Here is a 15,466-nt window from a genome sequence, read left to right as displayed (position 1 = left end):
ACTCGCTCTTGTTCTTAATCCAAGAGCGAGTGCCAACACCGACATGGCAATCCTGACTCAAACAGGTACAATCCTCGCTCGATTTTTTACTCTCGCGGATACCCACCATGCACTCGCCTGAACATTATTTTACTCGTTTTACTGCTGATATTTCTGGCTATGAATCGCCAACGCAGTTTACGTTTCCGTTCTACTACACGCCGCATCCTCTTTGCGTTATGGCCGCAAAGCAATTGCAACAGCACTTATTAGCGCAAACCGACTTCGAACACGATTTTGGTTTGGTTAATGAAGAAACGGGGCGAGGCAAAATGTTTGGCGTATTGCTGGTAGAAAGCCCTCAAGGCGAGCTCGGCTTTTTAAGTGCGTTTTCTGGCAAAATTGCTGACCAAAACTTGATTCCAGGATTTGTCCCTCCTGTGTACGACATGCTGACCGATGAAGGCTTCTTCCGCGCAGAAACGGATGCCATCAACGCCGCCAATACGGAGTACAAAACCTGTGCCGCGAATCCGGAATTGGCGGATCTTAAAGCGCAAATCCAAGCCGACCGCGCCGCTTATCAGCAAGAGGAACAAACACAGCGCCAAGTGATGATTGACGGCCGCGCCGCACGCAAACGACAGCGTCAACAGGGCGAGCAAACACTCAATGCCGATGACCTCAAAATCTTATTGGATGAGTTGGGTAAGCAAAGTGTCGCCGAGAAAAACGTTCTCAAATACTTAAAGCAAGCGTGGGATGAAAAACTTGCAATCAAAGAAGCGCGCTTGGCTGAGTTAGAGCAGCAACTTGCTCATCTGAAAGAACAGCGCAAAACGCTCTCCAACGCTTTACAGCACAAACTGCATAAACAGTACCGCTTTCTAAACAGCCATGGCGAAGCACGCGACTTGGTGGACATTTTTGCGGACACCACAAACCCAATACCACCAGCAGGTGCAGGGGAATGTGCTGCGCCAAAACTGCTCCAATACGCGTTTAAATACGGATTCAAACCGCTGGCGCTGGCAGAATTTTGGTGGGGTGTGTCGCCAAAGTCTGAAGTTCGCCAACACAAAAAATTCTACCCATCGTGCAACAGCAAATGTCAGCCGATTTTGGGCCATATGATGCAAGGGCTGGATGTCGAACCTAATCCATTGGCGGAGAATTGGGCAGAAGACAAAGAACTAGAGATAATCTACCAAGACGACGCTATGGTCGTCGTCAACAAGCCCTCGGGCTTACTTTCAGTGCCTGGTAAAACTATCAAGGACTCTGCTTATACGCGCCTACAAGCGATGTACCCTGATGTGGAAGGGCCGTTTGTGATTCATCGTCTCGACATGGCGACCTCTGGCATTTTGGTGTTTGCCTTAACTAAGCGCGCGAACAAAAGTCTGCAAAAACAGTTTATGGCTCGCGGCGTACAAAAACGTTATATGGCACTGCTCGAAGGCGTATTAAACGAGCCTGAAGGGGAAATTTCACTGCCAATGCGTGGTGACCCCGACGACCGCCCACGTCAACTGGTGTGTTTTGAACACGGGAAACATGCAGAAACCTACTGGCAACTGATTGAAGTCAAAGATGGGCGCAGCAAGGTATACATGTATCCGAAAACCGGGCGAACTCACCAACTACGTGTACACAGTGCTCATCACATGGGGTTAAACATGCCGATGGTTGGTGATGGTTTATACGGCGAAAAAGCCAACCGCTTACACCTGCATGCTGAGATGCTAGAGCTGGATCATCCATACAGCAAAGAGCGCATGGTGTTCAAAGCTGAGTGCGAATTCTAACGTCTTCCCGAGTTTAAATAACAAAAAGGCACTGACTATCAGTGCCTTTTTTGGTTTCTAACAACAGAATAAGCGTGATGCGCGATACCGAAAACCGTTAGCTCACCTTAAACTTGGTCCACACCTGAGAGCGCCAACGCCTTGCCATGATGATACCACGCACCCATTCATCGAGTGCGATTGCCATCCAAGCCCCTAAAACGCCATACCCCATGTGAATGCCAAAGATGTAAGAGAAAAGCACACCTAGTCCCCACATACTCAAAATCCCCATTTGCACTGGGAACTTGATGTCACCCGCGCCTTTGAGCCCCGCGATAAAAATCAGGTTAAACACACGTCCGGCCTCGAGCAAAATTGAGCCCATGACTAACGAACCTGCCAATGCGAGTATCTCTGGTTGATCGGTAAATACGCGCAGAATCTCTTCTCTAAACAGGTAAATCAGTGTGGTTGCCGCCGTTGATGCCACAAATCCTACTAAGAAGTAGATTTGTACGCGTTTTAAAATGCTGCTCACCCAACCTTTACCGATGTAGTAACCAGTCTGAATTTGCGCTGCCTGACCAATTGCCAGCGCGAAAGCAAACGAGAAACGGGCAATGTTTTGCGCATAAGTGAAAGCCGCTAACGATGCCGTCCCCATTTGCACCACAAAATACACAATGCAGATTTGCGCCACGTTGTAAGACAGCACCTCACCCGCGTTCATGCCGCCGATTTTTAAGATCTTTTTGTAAATCTCTACGGGCACTTGTTTCATGGTCGACATTGGTAGCTCAATGCTGCTGCGCGCGAGAATAAACCATAACATTAACGTACCGATGACTTGGCTGACGACGGTTGCTATTGCCACGCCTTGCACGCCATACACAGGTAAACCAAATGGCTGGTAAAGCGCAATATAGTTACCAATGATGTTGAACACACCCGAGATCAAATTCACCACCATTGGGGAACGTGAATAACCATGACTACGCAGAATAGTTGTAAAAACAACGCCAATCGTAACGTTAAACGTCATCGCACCGCTTATCAGCAGATATTCATGAGCGTACTGCTCGACTTGCGCTTCCAAGCCGTAATACGGGAGTAGATATATCGCACCAAGCACGGCAATCACACTCAATAGCACACCGACGAGCACAGACAACGCAATACTCGCAACACCAACGCTCACTGACTCTTGCTCGCGTCCAGCGCCATTGTATTGGGCAATCAAAATCCCCGTACCGCTACTGACAAAGGTCGAAACGATGATTAAAAAGAAGGTAATCTGCGTGATCACACCAACAGCGGATACGGCTTTGTCTGAGTAGCCACTCAGCATGAACACGTCACTGGTTCCTAAAGCCGTCCGTAGCAAAATTTCGACAAGAATTGGCCAAGCTAATGCCACGATGGACATTCGTTGGTTGATGTTTTGGCTTTTAGGCATGCTTGTAACCTTTCCTACAACTAAAAACTGCCTCACAATATTTGTGAAGCAGTTTAAAAATAGTGACTCGAACGAAGCTCGATATGAGGTTGTGATTTAGCGCGGATTCTAGTCGCATATTGGTCATAACGACAACAATATTTCGCCCTGTTTCGGAAAAATATTTCTAATGCATTTTCGAAACGACATATGCCTTGACGATACGTAGAGCAGAGATTGGTGAACAATACTCTCAATCAACGAGCACCGAACAGAATCAGGATAATCAATAGAAATATCTCCAACTAGATACATTACTTTGAGTTATCAGTCCAACCATATAGAGCCATGAAGAACCGTCATGAAAACCTGCATGCGCCACCATTCCTCTTTGAACACTCGCACCAAATCACACTGATGGCTTTGCACTAAAAATGACTGATATCACATTTGGAAACTTTGTTGTTCTATTTATCGCGAAAATACCGCCTAGAATAAGCGTACACGTTAATTAAGCAAGGATACGTAATGTCGACATTGGCTGGGGCGCGCTTAGAAGAAATGGCGGACATCCGCTCAACAAGAAAAAAGAAAATTGTCTTTTTATGCTCCAGTATCGCCGCTGCCTGTTTAACTTATGGTTCCATTGCTCAATCACTTGAGAATAACTGGGGTTTAAGCTTTTTCCATGCTTTGTGTGCCTTGGCATGCTTAGCAATCAGTTATGTAATAAAAGTCCAGCGGCACCATCAATACGCCGACTTATGGCTAAGTGCTGTCTTAATGTTCGAAGGGTTATTGTTACTTCTGTATAACGATGCTCCGTCAGGCAAAATGTTATGGCTATATCCTATTGTCGCCACTCTGGTATTAATTAATGAGTTTAAGGTCGGTCTGTTGTTCAGTGGCACCTACATTTTACTGATCTTTTTTGGGGTCGCTTTTTTAGATCGACTGCCAGCAGCCACAGAAATCATAGAGCGGAGATTGATGCTGACCCTGATAGCGACCGCGTTTGTGTGTCACACGTTCTCGTATTACTACACGAAAGTCCTCAATTACATTCAAACACTGTATCGTGAGGGGATTGAGGAGTTAGCATATTTTGACCAGCTCACTGGGCTTGCCAATCGCTGGAGCTTTGAGACTTGGGCGCGCGCAAAGCTCGATGAAATCAAGCACTCATCTGATGACAGCATCACCGCATTGGTCTTTCTCGATATCGATAACTTCAAGCACATCAACGACACCTACGGGCACGATATTGGTGACCAAGTACTTCAAGCCTTCGCCACTCGATTAAAAAATAACATTCGCAACAAAGACAGAAAAACAGATAAACACGACTACTCCATCGCTCGATTTGCGGGCGACGAGTTTGTAATCATGCTTTACGATGTAAAAAGTAAAGATGACCTCGACAGCATCCTAAAACGGATCGTAAATCTGTTTCCGACAGGTTACCGAAGCTACGATATGATTAACGAGTTAACGATGAGTGTAGGTGCTGCTATCTATAAGCAAGATGCAAAGGATTTGTCTGAATTGACTCGATGTGCAGATAAAGCAATGTACGCAGCTAAACATACTGGTAAAAACCAGTACGCCTTTTATGAGCACTGCAATACGGAAGAACAGTCAACATCTGATGCACCAGCGGTACCAGAAGCTTGCTAATGACTAAGCGAACACATGCATCACCCAAAGCCCCACAACGAGGAATACGATTAACCACACTACTTGCAACGTTCTGTTCGGCTTGTCTTGCTGACGAGTGGGGTGATCTTTAAACGCACGGCCCTTCATTTTGCCCATTAAGCTCTTTCCTAGAGCACGTCGATAAAATTCACGTCTCTTATGAGCGGCGTTGGCAACTTCGGTAAAGCGCTGTCTTTGCTCATTGGTGAGATCTTTATCCTCGTAACGAGGAGGGAGATCAGAATGCTTGCGTTGTACTGCCATCACTTCCTCCCTGGTCGATGGGTACATTTTTATTAAGTATATACCCAAATAACCAAAAAGATGCGTTATAAGTGAAGCACATAGACGAAAAAACCACCCGAAGGTGGTTTTATGACGAGCAACAAATGAACGCTAGAAGTACTCACATAAATACGCAGTCGCTTCTTTCACTTGAAGCTCAAATGAAGAATTACCTTCCACTTCAAAAAACTCACCACTTTGATAAGTCGTCCAATCGCTCTCGCCAACACGCTTGACCACAAGCGCACCTTTTACAACCGTCATACGCTCTGGTGCTTGAGTACCAAACGTGTACTCACCAGGAAGCATCACACCAACGCTAACATCCTGATCTTTCTGGTTAAAGCCTAGTGATTTTACACTACCAGCAAAATAGCTATTTTCCTTAATATTCATTATTGGTTTCCTTATCAAAAGTCCGCTCTTTTTTACCTTGTTTCTTTCCGTTACTCAAGCTTTGAAAGCCATTAAACTCAACGTAGTAACGCACATCCTTTGCTACTGAGCGAGAACCTCTTTTCGCGAGGATTAATCAGGCGACCTAAACCGAGCAAGAAAACCTGCGAAGTAATGAATGTGAGCAAACAATAAAACCATCAATAAGATGTGTATCTGAATGTAAAAGTGGACATTAGATCATAGTTTCGTCGTCTCAATGGCGGGATTGTTTGTTTTTAAAAAGGAAGGTTTCCACCATGTTAAAAAAGTGGAGAAAATTAGATCTATGACGGACTCGACTCGCCGAAGGCGAAAAGCACGACAAGAACCAAAACTTTCATTTTTGGCTCGCCACCAATCCAAAATCCTCAAGAGTACATTTGTCTGCTTCGGGATGGGTCTGTTGACGTTTTTTGGCTATCAAATCCACCTCTCCTATCAAGACCACATTGATCCGGAAAAGGTGTACGGCGAATGGATTGAGATTGGCGCGCCACCCTACCAAACAGAACGTCTCGTTTTCACTGAAGATGGGGTATACCGAAACCATCGACTTATTACGACGGAATTTGAATTCGATGGCAAGGTCATCACGTTGAATACCGGATTAGGAAAGACCGCGTATCAGATCTCGGGCTCTCATCTTTCACCTCAAATACGCCGTATTGAGCCTCTTATTCCAGATCAGCGATTCATTCGTAAAGGATTTGAGCATACCGTTCAGGGCTCAGAAACCGGCGCAGCCTCTAAACGTCGTGCCGCGTTGAGTGAACACTTCAGCCGTGACTAATACGTCTTCACGGCTATTTTTCCTTTCAATTCTCTTTCTATATCAATGAAACAAAACCTTAATAAACAACAAAATAAGGCCTTCATCGCATTTAGCCAACTCGTTACTGAGTAAACAATAATTTTAGTTTCTGCTGAGATTTTATAAATTATTGACTCAGTCTGACACTTTCTGTGTAACAGAGTGCGAGTTTTAGTTAAGTTCTCTCAAGTGCCTCGAAAACCGTCTTAATTTTTTTTGACGAAAAAAAACTCTCTGAAATGCTGAGTGTGATGCTTTTGCACGTGGAGTAAATCCAATCATCTTATCTGGTGCAAGAGCAGCCTATGTTCTAGGTAGAACATGAATCCAAGGATTGAGAGAGAAGTTATGATTCGATTTAACCTATGTGCAGCTGGAGTTGCTTTAGCGCTATCAGGTGCTGCAGTTGCGGCTCCAACCGCACCAAGTATCGATATGTACGGTTCCAACAACCTTCAATTTTCTAAAATTGAACTCGCGATGGAAACCACGTCAGGCTACTACGACATGGTGAAATACCATGATCAAGCGAAGATCACTGTTAAATTTAACCAGTGGAGTGGCACACCTGGTGACACTTACAACGTCTATTTTGATGGTGTAAAAGTAGCAAGCGGCCCTATCACTGGTAGCCAAACGACAGCTTCGTTTGAATACGGCCAAGGTGGCTTATACCAAATGGAAATCGAAGCATGTGATGCGACAGGTTGTGCGAAAAGCGCACCAGCTGAAATCACAATTGCAGATACCGATGGTTCTCACCTGAAGCCACTAACGATGAATGTTGATCCAAACAACAAAACCTACAATACCGATCCAAGCGTCGTGATGGGTACGTATTTTGTTGAATGGGGCATCTATGGCCGTGACTACACCGTCGATAATATGCCGGTCGACAACTTGACTCACATCCTTTACGGTTTTATCCCAATTTGTGGCCCAAATGAGTCTGTGAAGTCTGTTGGCGGCAACAGTTTCAACGCGCTACAAACTGCTTGTACAGGTGTGCCTGATTATGAAGTCGTTATCCATGACCCTTGGGCTGCTTATCAGAAGAGCTTCCCACAAGCTGGTCATGAATACAGCACGCCTATCAAGGGTAACTACGCAATGCTAATGGCATTGAAACAACGTAACCCTGATCTAAAAATCATCCCATCGATCGGTGGTTGGACACTGTCTGACCCATTCTTCGATTTCGTGGACAAGAAAAACCGTGACACATTCGTCGCATCAGTTAAGAAGTTCCTGAAAACTTGGAAATTCTACGACGGTGTTGACATCGACTGGGAATTCCCTGGCGGCGGCGGTGCAGCAGCCGATAAGGGCGACCCTGTAAACGATGGCCCAGCATACATCGCACTGATGCGTGAACTGCGCGTAATGCTTGATGAATTAGAAGCTGAGACAGGCCGTACTTACGAGCTAACGTCCGCTATCGGTGTCGGTTACGACAAGATTGAAGACGTAGACTACGCAGATGCAGTTCAGTACATGGATTACATCTTCGCAATGACTTACGACTTCTACGGCGGTTGGAACAACGTTCCTGGTCACCAGACTGCGCTTTACTGTGGTTCATTCATGCGTCCTGGTCAGTGTGACGGTAGTGGCGTTGATGAGAACGGCGAACCGTACAAAGGTCCTGCTTACACAGCAGATAACGGCATCCAACTTCTTCTTGCTCAAGGCGTTCCTGCGAACAAGCTAGTACTTGGTACAGCAATGTACGGTCGTGGCTGGGAAGGCGTAACTCCAGATACGCTAACCGATCCAAACGACCCAATGACAGGTACTGCTACAGGTAAACTGAAGGGCAGCACAGCACAAGGTGTTTGGGAAGATGGCGTAATTGACTACAAAGGCATTAAGTCATTCATGTTAGGTGCAAACAACACTGGCATTAACGGCTTCGAGTACGGCTACGATGCACAAGCAGAAGCACCATGGGTATGGAACCGTACTACGGGCGAGTTGATCACATTTGATGACCACCGTTCAGTGCTAGCAAAAGGTAGCTACGCGAAATCTCTGGGTCTTGCTGGTCTATTCTCTTGGGAAATTGACGCGGATAACGGTGACATTCTAAACGCGATGCACGAAGGTATGGCTGGTGGTGTGGTTCCTCAACCAAACCGTAAGCCAACCGCAGCCGCTGGCGCAGATCAATCGGTAACAGGTCCTGCAAATGTGGTTCTAGATGGCAGCCTGTCAAACGACTCTGACGGCACCATCGCAAGCTACGCTTGGGAACAAGTATCTGGCACAGCAGTGGTACTAACAGGTGCAAACTCAGCGAAAGCAAGCTTTGATGCAGCAGAAGTTACTGTTGAAGAGCAATTAACTTTCAAGCTGACGGTGTCTGATAACGAAGGTGCAACGGCATCTGACCTCGTTGTAGTAACAGTGAAACCAGCAGGTGTTGTTGACCCAGTGAACAACGCACCAGTAGCGCAAGTTGTTGCTCCAGCAACAGCAAACGCTGGTGACGTTGTGGTTGTAGATGCATCTGCGTCTAGCGATGCAGACAACGACACCCTGACATTCAACTGGACTCTACCTCAAGGTCTGAATGCAACGGTTGAAGGCTCTAAAGTCACGTTCACTGCTGCGGAATACCCGCAAGACACAAGCTTAAGCTTCACTGTAAGTGTGAGCGACGGTAAAGCGTCTTCATCGGCAAGCGCGACAGTGGTTGTTGCACAGCACACAACCGATCCGAACCCTGGTACTTGTGACAACGCATGGGATGCGAGCGCAGTGTACACAGGTGGTAACCAAGTGACTCACGCAGGTAAAACGTGGGAAGCGAAATGGTGGACTCAGGGTGACGATCCTAGCCAATCTGGCGAATGGGGCGTTTGGAAAGAAGTTGGCGTAGCTAACTGTAACTAATTTCAGCCTTGCAGACGTTCTGCTAAATAAACAAAGGACAGCTTCGGCTGTCCTTTTTGGATTTAACCTCTTAACGAGAAGAGCAACACCAGAGACGAAAAAGTCTGAGGTGTTACTTTCAAATCGAATTAGCGCAAAACGGAGCGAATCAATCAGTAAAAGTAAGGGTTACCAAGCACTATCGAGCAAACGGTCAAAACTACTGAAGACTTGCTCACACTTCATCACTCGACCATGCCCCTGACCTTGTGTTGTCACTAACTCAACGTTTTTAATCTCTTCAGCCGCTTTTGCCGAGACACTGTATTTGGTGAACTTATCTTGCTCATCATGAATAATAATGGCGTGAGACGGACGCTCAGACAAACGCTTCATCGGATCAATGGACTGTAACGGATAACTAAATTGGTCTTCAACTTCTGAAACCACAGCATTAAAAAGCTTCATCGAGTAACCGGAACGCGCAATGCTACCGAATAAGTTCTCTACGTAATTTAATACCGGAGCAATAAGCAGCAAAGGCTTGTTTTCTAATTTACTGTGCCTACACTCAAGAGCAGAAGCGGTGCCCATGCTGTGCCCAACTAGGCCAACAATATCCTCGACCGTATCCAACACATCTTCTAATCCTCTGACAAACCCCGGAATGTGCCCATACTGCCCCTCACTCTCACCATGTGCCGGATGATCGTACGCCAAAGCAGTAAACCCTTTCGACGCAATATGTTCCATCAGTGGATAAAACTGACTTGCCGTTCCAGACCAACCATGAGTTAGCACCCAAATAGGTCCAGAGCCCAAAGTATAGGTTTTGATGATGCCTGCATGCCCTTTAATTTCACCTTTGATAAGCCCTTGAGGCTCAATATTTTTAGGTTGCGTACGAGCCGGTGTCAGAAGAAGCTTGCGCGCGGTCTTCTTTGCATGTGACGGGGCCAGTGTATGGTGTAACCGAGTACTAATGTTCACCAAACTGCGCTTAATACTGAAACGTTGCGATGTATTAAAGTAAATTTTTTCACTCATAATCATGTCCTTAACTATCAGCTTTGCACAAAATAGAACGGTCGTGCTTTTTATACTGATAAGAAAGAGCGAACTCAGCCGCTCTTTGTGATTTTATGTCTACGAATCTGGGAAGCGAATAACCGATATTAGCCTTTCCAGCGAGAAAATAAGTTGTCGATCCCTTGCCAAAACAGACGCAAGCTTTCTTGCTCACCTTTAATTGAGTAAAAAACATGCGCACTCAAATAGAGACCGTACAAATCAAACGTTGCTTGGCGTGTATCTAAGTCTGCTGCAAATTCTTGCTTCTCTTTGCCTTTCGCTATTTGGATCTCCAAATAACTCAGCCAAGTGTCTATGGATTTACGCAGTCCGGCCTGAAGCGGGCAATCTTTATCTGCCGTATCATTCCAAGCGTCAAGAAACATACAACTTCCTTGGAATGCGTGATTCCAAGTCATCCAAGAGTCGAGCAACCCTCGAATTTTACGCTCGATATTGCCATCCCCGAGTTCTCGAGCAGGCTCAATAACCCGATCAGCGAACACTTTATTGGCGTGATCAAGCACCGATAGCTGTAAATTCAACTTCGAATTAAAGTGGGCAAACAGACCACTTTTCGACATACCGCATTGCTTGGCTAACTCTCCAATCGTAAGACTTTCTAATCCGTCTTCGCTGGCGATCTCAAAAGCCCGCTGCAGAATAAACTCTTTTGTCACTTTTCCTTTTTGCATAATCTTATTTTTAGCACGATCGTTCTTTTTTGCAATCTCGAGTTAACTGGTCTAACCATTATTCAGTGCTATTTTCGACTCACGAATCAGGTATTGATTGCGTTAATAGGTTAATAATTAAGAAGTTTGAAGTAAGTCTTAATTTTCAAAACAGCTTCAGTGTAAGCGCAAGTCTGTTGACTTTTTCACGTATTACTTCAGTAACAACCTGCTATTTTCACCTAAGTTTTTTATTTAGGTAAACAATGTAATGGCAAAGAAACAAAAAATAGCCAGCTTAGAGTTTGCACGTATCATTGCGATGCTTGCGATTGTGGGTTTGCATTGCCAGATGGCACTGACGTACTGGCAGTGGAATGGGATACCATGGGTTGGCTATATGCTCAACCAACTGGCTCGTTTTGCTGTTCCGCTGTTCTTTCTCATCTCGGGTTATCTAATCCAGCCGAAGTTGAGTCATTCACCTATCGATACTCTTAAGAACTACGCCAAACCGTTAATGAAGGTTTGGCTCATTTGGAGCATGATCAGTTTACTGATGCCATTCCAATGGCAGACGGTCGCTGAGGCTGGGTATCTCGCCGAAAGGCAAGGTTATTGGGGGTACCTAATGTCAACCCCGATCAATTCACTCATCGAAGGCGGACTCGTTCATCTGTGGTTTATTCCGGCTCTGGTCATTGCCGTAGCGTTAATTGCCTTTCTCGTGCATATCAATATGGCGCAACTGATACTGCCAACCGCAGTATTGCTATACATATACGGTGCTTTTGCTGGCAGTTACGCGACCATTACCGACCTGCCAGCGCCTTTCTTTACTCGTAACGGGCCTTTTTTCAGCACGTTGCTAGTTGCTCTAGGTTATTTCGCACGAGAAGTGCAGTGGCGGTGGTCGCGAAACAATACGGTTCGATGCATTATTCTTGGCATGGCACTGCATTTTGGTGAAGCTTACTGGCTGATGCAACATGACATCGCTTTCAACTCGCACGACTTCCTATTCGGTACCGTTATCTGGGCTGTAGGTGTCTTTATGTGGCTTTTGGCTCACCCTCATTTTGGCGACATGCCTTGGGTCTTCAAACTATCTCCTAGCGTGTTAGGAATATATGTTAGCCATCTGCTTATCATAATTGTCATGATGAATGTCGCTGAATTTATCGGGCTGCAACACCTCGCGAAAGATGTGTTTATTTATCCTGCAACGATTGTTGCAACCATACTGCTTGTGAAAGCAATTGACGCTTCACCGTTGAAAAAATGGCTCCTACGCTAAATGCATTCAGCTCTAGATATAGCTAGCTTTAACTCAAAAGGGTTAGAGCTAGCCAGTTAAAAATGAGATTTCTCTCTCACTGACCAATTTTTGACTTTCTAATCCTTCAGAATTTGCTTTCACTCACAAAAAACATTGTTCATTTCCTTTAAATTGGCTCGACTATTACAACATTGCTCATTAAACGGAGGCTGTATGTGGGCAGGTCAAGGACTCGTTCCTTTTTTAGAGATTAGTCACTGGTTAACTTACGGTTTATATGCCGCTGCGGTTTTATTCGGCGCAGCAAGCATTGCGTCACTCAGAAAATAGTGGCGCACACTATCATTTCCTAACTCCTACTGTTAATTCGAGCTCTCTCACAACTAACTCATTCATTTGTGGCTAATATTTCTCCAACCAGACAAAGGAGAAATGTCTATGCCAATCTATCCAATTGTGGCTTTCTGCTGTTTGTTGTTCTCTAGCGCCACCTTTGCTGCATCAACCAATGAACTGAACCTTGTTAATTCTGGTGTCGGTTACGCGGCTCTGATTATCTTTTCGATCGCTTACATACTGGTTATGTTGGAAGAGTATCTGAAAATGAGAAAATCCAAGCCAGTGCTGCTCGCTGCAGGATTAATTTGGATTCTGATTGGCTACACCTTTGCTCAACACAATCAGCCTGAAATCGCCAAATCCGCACTAGAACACAACTTGTTGGAATATGCCGAGTTGCTGCTGTTTTTGCTCGTGGCGATGACTTACATCAACGCAATGGAAGAACGCAAACTCTTCGATGCCTTACAGGCGTGGATGGTTGGTAAAGGTTTTGGATTCAAAAAGTTGTTCTGGCTGACGGGGTTTCTCGCTTTTGTCATTTCACCGATTGCCGATAACTTAACTACGGCCCTTTTGATGTGCGCTGTAGTGATGAAAGTCTCTGGTGATAATCCTAAGTTCGTCAATCTTGCTTGTATCAACATTGTTATCGCAGCCAACGCTGGCGGTGCATTCAGCCCATTTGGTGATATTACAACCCTGATGGTGTGGCAGGCCGGTCATGTCAGCTTTGCTGAGTTCATTCCGTTGTTTGTACCGTCATTGGTGAACTACTTGGTTCCCGCATTTTTGATGTCACTTTTTGTTCCAAACACAAAACCGAATACGATTCACCAACACGTTGAGCTAAAACGCGGGGCAAGGCGTATTGTCGCGTTGTTCATTTTGACGATTGCCACCGCAGTCTCTTTCCATGCTGTGCTGCACTTCCCACCCGTTATGGGCATGATGATGGGCTTGGCGTACTTACAGTTTTTCGGATATTTTTTGCGCCAAACTCTCAAACACTCACTCGCAAAAAAAGCAGCTATGGCAATTGCCAATGGCGATGATCAGGCATTGAAGCGCTTAGGCTCAGTGGTTCCGTTTGATGTGTTTCATCGTGTGTCTCGAGCCGAATGGGACACCTTGTTGTTCTTCTACGGTGTTGTAATGTGTGTTGGCGGTTTAAGTTTACTTGGCTACCTCGAACTGGTTTCAAACGTCATGTACACGCAATGGAACCCAGTCTGGGCAAACGTAATGGTTGGTGTCCTATCTGCAATCGTCGATAACATTCCGGTTATGTTTGCTGTACTGACCATGGAACCAAGCATGTCGATGGGCAACTGGCTACTGGTCACATTAACCGCAGGTGTCGGTGGCAGTTTGCTTTCCATTGGCTCCGCGGCAGGCGTCGCTTTAATGGGAGCCGCGCGTGGACAATACACCTTCTTTGGCCACCTAAAGTGGGCTCCCGTCATCGCCTTGGGTTATGCCGCCAGTATTGCGGTACACTTGTGGATGAATAGCGGTTTATTTACTTAAAAGCACCGACAATCAGGTGCTTAACTTGCAACACAACCTAGCGGTCGGATGGATGGTTAACGCCATCCATCACTTCAATCGCTCCCAACTCATATGGGTTGACGCCCTCTAAGCAGCCGACATTATAGCCATACTCACTCGGGTCAGAACGACGCTGATGGTGCGTATAAATACCGCACTCGCCACAGAAAAAGTGCTTCGCAGTGTGTGTATTAAATTGATACTGCTTCAAGACGTCTTCGCCTTGCATAATACGAATACCGTTCAAAGGTACAGATGCTACAATCGCGCCACGACGTCGACACATAGAACAGTCACACCGTCTCGGCTTCTCAATACCATTGGGTAACGCCAGTTCCAGCTCAACTTTTCCACAGTGACAACTCAGTCGATGTAATGTGCTGATTTGGGTGTTGCCAACTTTCTTAATCATAACTTTTCCTTGGTGTTTTTCTATCTGTGTACATTATGTTAAACAGGTTAATATCATCATAATCTCGTCCAAAAACTCGACATCCATCACTTTTCGCGACATTTTATTGGCCGATTTGTTAGTTGCTATTTTGGCGACTGTCTATCGCGTCCGTGAGACGTGTTATCTCCGGCGCGGTTTTTAAACCAAGGAAATTAATTTATGGACAAAGATCATAGCCTAAGAGAGAACCTCTTGGCTCTGACGCTCGGCAGTGCGTTGGTGTCACTTGGGGTGATATTTTTTAGCAAAGTAGGATTGCTCACTGGCGGTACGGCTGGTTTGGCGATCTTCCTAACCAAAGTGAGTGACTTCAGTTTTGGTCAGATATTTTTCGCTCTTAACCTCCCTTTTTATATTTTATCTGTGATGCGCATGGGTTGGCGCTTCACTATCAATACCTTTATTGCGGTTTCGATTGTCTCTTTTGCGGTCGATCATCTGCATCATGTGATTGAGATTTCACGAATCGAACCTTTCTATGCGGCACTTTTGGGTGGTGGGCTGATTGGAATCGGTATGTTGGTAATTTTCCGTCACAAAATGAGTTTGGGTGGCTTTAACATTCTAGCGTTGTACCTTCAGGAACGTTTTGGAGTTCGAGCGGGTAAAGTTCAAATGGCGTTAGATTGTGCCATCGTGGTGATGTCACTGTTCATTGTAGATGTGCACCTTATCGCTCTATCTGTTCTAGGTGCCATCGCAACGAACTTGATTTTGGCGATGAACCATAAACCAGGACGATACCAAGCAAAAGCGCAAGCAGCATAATCATCGCTGCATAGTCAACA

13 protein-coding genes are annotated in these 15,466 nt (G+C 45.6%); 7 read left to right on the top strand and 6 right to left on the bottom strand.

From position 1 onward, the window contains the following. Positions 1 to 107: 107 nt before the first annotated feature. On the top strand, positions 108 to 1,787 hold the full coding sequence (locus R8N47_RS17180; RefSeq protein WP_137282906.1) for an RluA family pseudouridine synthase: 1,680 nt from the start codon (positions 108 to 110) through the stop codon (positions 1,785 to 1,787). Positions 1,788 to 1,884: 97 nt separating this feature from the next. On the opposite strand, the gene R8N47_RS17175 is transcribed toward R8N47_RS17180, so the two are convergent. After that, positions 1,885 to 3,225: an MATE family efflux transporter gene (locus R8N47_RS17175; protein ID WP_064354450.1), complete on the bottom strand. Its 1,341-nt coding sequence runs from the start codon at positions 3,223 to 3,225 to the stop codon at positions 1,885 to 1,887. A gap of 507 nt (positions 3,226 to 3,732) precedes the next feature. Here R8N47_RS17175 and R8N47_RS17170 point away from each other — a divergent pair. Continuing rightward, a complete protein-coding gene (locus R8N47_RS17170) occupies positions 3,733 to 4,881 on the top strand; it encodes a GGDEF domain-containing protein (protein ID WP_053308037.1) in 1,149 nt (382 codons plus the stop codon). Between the two features lie 3 nt (positions 4,882 to 4,884). Here R8N47_RS17170 and R8N47_RS17165 read toward each other — a convergent pair whose 3' ends face one another. Beyond that, positions 4,885 to 5,166: a hypothetical protein gene (locus R8N47_RS17165; RefSeq protein ID WP_005374405.1), complete on the bottom strand. Its 282-nt coding sequence runs from the start codon at positions 5,164 to 5,166 to the stop codon at positions 4,885 to 4,887. Between the two features lie 132 nt (positions 5,167 to 5,298). Continuing rightward, positions 5,299 to 5,583, bottom strand: a complete 285-nt coding sequence (locus R8N47_RS17160) for a pyrimidine/purine nucleoside phosphorylase (protein ID WP_005383244.1) — start codon at positions 5,581 to 5,583, stop codon at positions 5,299 to 5,301. Between the two features lie 328 nt (positions 5,584 to 5,911). Here R8N47_RS17160 and R8N47_RS17155 point away from each other — a divergent pair, with 328 nt between their 5' ends. Both R8N47_RS17155 and R8N47_RS17150 read left to right on the top strand, forming a co-directional pair. Further along, entirely contained in the window at positions 5,912 to 6,415 is a 504-nt protein-coding gene (locus R8N47_RS17155) for a DUF2850 domain-containing protein (RefSeq protein WP_005374408.1), read from the top strand. A 369-nt stretch (positions 6,416 to 6,784) separates the two neighbouring features. Then, complete coding sequence (locus tag R8N47_RS17150; protein WP_064354449.1) at positions 6,785 to 9,331, top strand: glycosyl hydrolase family 18 protein; 2,547 nt, start codon at positions 6,785 to 6,787, stop codon at positions 9,329 to 9,331. 168 nt (positions 9,332 to 9,499) lie between these two features. Here the strand turns inward: R8N47_RS17150 and R8N47_RS17145 are convergent, their stop codons facing one another. Together R8N47_RS17145 and R8N47_RS17140 are read right to left on the bottom strand one after the other, a co-directional pair. Next, positions 9,500 to 10,357, bottom strand: coding sequence for an alpha/beta hydrolase (locus R8N47_RS17145; RefSeq protein WP_064354448.1), 858 nt, complete (start codon positions 10,355 to 10,357; stop codon positions 9,500 to 9,502). 128 nt (positions 10,358 to 10,485) lie between these two features. Further along, a complete protein-coding gene (locus R8N47_RS17140; protein ID WP_005374416.1) occupies positions 10,486 to 11,076 on the bottom strand; it encodes a TetR/AcrR family transcriptional regulator in 591 nt (196 codons plus the stop codon). A gap of 250 nt (positions 11,077 to 11,326) precedes the next feature. On the opposite strand from R8N47_RS17140, the gene R8N47_RS17135 reads away from it, so the two are divergent. Together R8N47_RS17135 and nhaD are read left to right on the top strand one after the other, a co-directional pair. Beyond that, positions 11,327 to 12,352, top strand: a complete 1,026-nt coding sequence (locus tag R8N47_RS17135; protein ID WP_005374418.1) for an acyltransferase — start codon at positions 11,327 to 11,329, stop codon at positions 12,350 to 12,352. Positions 12,353 to 12,772: 420 nt separating this feature from the next. Continuing rightward, positions 12,773 to 14,203 carry a sodium:proton antiporter NhaD gene (nhaD, locus tag R8N47_RS17130; protein ID WP_005374422.1) on the top strand — a complete coding sequence of 477 codons (1,431 nt, stop codon included), beginning with the start codon at positions 12,773 to 12,775 and terminating at the stop codon, positions 14,201 to 14,203. A gap of 37 nt (positions 14,204 to 14,240) precedes the next feature. On the opposite strand, the gene R8N47_RS17125 is transcribed toward nhaD, so the two are convergent. Then, positions 14,241 to 14,636 (bottom strand): GFA family protein, encoded by a 396-nt coding sequence (locus R8N47_RS17125; RefSeq protein ID WP_005374424.1) that lies wholly within the window; start codon positions 14,634 to 14,636, stop codon positions 14,241 to 14,243. 201 nt (positions 14,637 to 14,837) lie between these two features. Here R8N47_RS17125 and R8N47_RS17120 point away from each other — a divergent pair, with 201 nt between their 5' ends. Beyond that, positions 14,838 to 15,446, top strand: a complete 609-nt coding sequence (locus tag R8N47_RS17120) for a YitT family protein (RefSeq protein ID WP_005374427.1) — start codon at positions 14,838 to 14,840, stop codon at positions 15,444 to 15,446. The last annotated feature ends 20 nt before the right edge of the window (positions 15,447 to 15,466 follow it).

The sequence above is a fragment of the Vibrio sp. 2132-1 genome (assembly GCF_033344315.1).
The sequence above is the reverse complement of the archived record's forward strand: the minus strand, read 5'-3'. Positions and strand labels throughout refer to the sequence as shown.

Excerpts from the sequence above, each read along its gene's own strand:
- R8N47_RS17180 (WP_137282906.1), top strand. The coding sequence starts at position 108 with ATGCACTCGCCTGAACATTATTTTACTCGTTTTACTGCTGATATTTCT.
- R8N47_RS17175 (WP_064354450.1), bottom strand. The coding sequence starts at position 3,225 with ATGCCTAAAAGCCAAAACATCAACCAACGAATGTCCATCGTGGCATTA.
- R8N47_RS17170 (WP_053308037.1), top strand. The coding sequence starts at position 3,733 with ATGTCGACATTGGCTGGGGCGCGCTTAGAAGAAATGGCGGACATCCGC.
- R8N47_RS17165 (WP_005374405.1), bottom strand. The coding sequence starts at position 5,166 with ATGGCAGTACAACGCAAGCATTCTGATCTCCCTCCTCGTTACGAGGAT.
- R8N47_RS17160 (WP_005383244.1), bottom strand. The coding sequence starts at position 5,583 with ATGAATATTAAGGAAAATAGCTATTTTGCTGGTAGTGTAAAATCACTA.
- R8N47_RS17155 (WP_005374408.1), top strand. The coding sequence starts at position 5,912 with ATGACGGACTCGACTCGCCGAAGGCGAAAAGCACGACAAGAACCAAAA.
- R8N47_RS17150 (WP_064354449.1), top strand. The coding sequence starts at position 6,785 with ATGATTCGATTTAACCTATGTGCAGCTGGAGTTGCTTTAGCGCTATCA.
- R8N47_RS17145 (WP_064354448.1), bottom strand. The coding sequence starts at position 10,357 with ATGAGTGAAAAAATTTACTTTAATACATCGCAACGTTTCAGTATTAAG.
- R8N47_RS17140 (WP_005374416.1), bottom strand. The coding sequence starts at position 11,076 with ATGCAAAAAGGAAAAGTGACAAAAGAGTTTATTCTGCAGCGGGCTTTT.
- R8N47_RS17135 (WP_005374418.1), top strand. The coding sequence starts at position 11,327 with ATGGCAAAGAAACAAAAAATAGCCAGCTTAGAGTTTGCACGTATCATT.
- nhaD (WP_005374422.1), top strand. The coding sequence starts at position 12,773 with ATGCCAATCTATCCAATTGTGGCTTTCTGCTGTTTGTTGTTCTCTAGC.
- R8N47_RS17125 (WP_005374424.1), bottom strand. The coding sequence starts at position 14,636 with ATGATTAAGAAAGTTGGCAACACCCAAATCAGCACATTACATCGACTG.
- R8N47_RS17120 (WP_005374427.1), top strand. The coding sequence starts at position 14,838 with ATGGACAAAGATCATAGCCTAAGAGAGAACCTCTTGGCTCTGACGCTC.